1 protein-coding gene is annotated in these 1,167 nt (G+C 72.0%); it reads right to left on the bottom strand.

Annotated features, from left to right (window positions below):
* Positions 1 to 151: 151 nt before the first annotated feature.
* Entirely contained in the window at positions 152 to 862 is a 711-nt protein-coding gene (locus tag E1284_RS40800) for an HAD family hydrolase (protein ID WP_131945453.1), read from the bottom strand.
* Between the last annotated feature and the right edge of the window lie 305 nt (positions 863 to 1,167).

Below are 1,167 nucleotides of genomic sequence, written 5' to 3'. Positions count from 1 at the left end.
GCCCGCCCACACACCCTCGGGCCGGATCATCCTCACCGCCCACACAGCCCGCCTTTTCCACAGAACCGCATTCCAGTTCCCCGGCCCGCCGCACCTGCCGACACTGGGTGGCACGGGTCGCACCGACAGGGAAGGACGGATCGGTATGGGGTCAGATACGGGTCAGATCGGCCACTGCCGACACGACGGCGTCGGTGTCGGCGAGAGTGGCGAGGACGGTCTCCGCACCGGCGGCACGGAGTTCGGCCTCGGTGGCACTGCCGGTGGCGACCGCGATGATCGGGGAGCCGGCGATGTGGGCCGCCTGGACGTCGCGGGGCGAGTCGGCGATGTACACGGTCGCGGAGTCGGGATAGCGCGTGCCGTGCCGGTCGCCGGCGCGGCTGCGGGCCAGTTCGAGGAGGGCGGCCTTGCTGTAGACGCCGTTCTCGTAGCCGCCCGCGTCCAGGTCGAGGCGCCCGGCGAGGCCCAGCTCGCGGACCTTCAACATGGCGTTCGGCTGGAGGGAACCCGTCAGCACGGACTGCACCACGCCGGGGACGTGCGCGAGCGCCTCAACGGCCTCCCCGGCACCGGCCAGGACCCGCCCGTGCGCGCGCAGATCGGCGCGGCGGGACGCGAACGCCTCCGCGAGCGCGTCGAAGAACGCGGGCAGATGGTCGTCGGTGGTGACGACGTCGTTGAACGCGAGCGTCTCGAAGATGATCTCGGACTCGGTGCGGCCGGGGGTGGGCGCGAGCCGGACCAGCGGCCGCCCGATGGTCCGCTGGAACGCCTCGGCGTAGGCGTCCCGGGTGACCCGCCCGACGTCGACCAGCGTGTGATCGATGTTCCACAGCACCAGACGGTTCAGCGTCGACATCCCGTTCCCATGCGCGGTCGGAGGAGCGTCGGCGGACACCCGGACCCCGGCACCCGCCACGATGAGCGACCTTATCGTCCGACCTCTCCGCCCCCGCCGCAACCACCCACCCAAAACCCCAACAGCGCACCGCCTCCAGAGCCGCACCCCGGAGGCACTACCTCAGCCGCGACCGCGCCCTGCACGGAAGGGCACCTGCCCCCACCCCTGATCGTGGGAACCCGCACGAAGGGGCATCCGCGGCCCGTGAGGTCATGGCACCCCCTTGGAGGTCGCTTCGGGTGGGGGGTCGCTTCGAGTGGGGG

The organism is Actinomadura bangladeshensis, from assembly GCF_004348335.1.
GTDB lineage: Bacteria > Actinomycetota > Actinomycetes > Streptosporangiales > Streptosporangiaceae > Spirillospora > Spirillospora bangladeshensis.
Note: the sequence above shows the minus strand (reverse complement) of the source record. Positions and strands in the feature narration are given on the sequence as shown.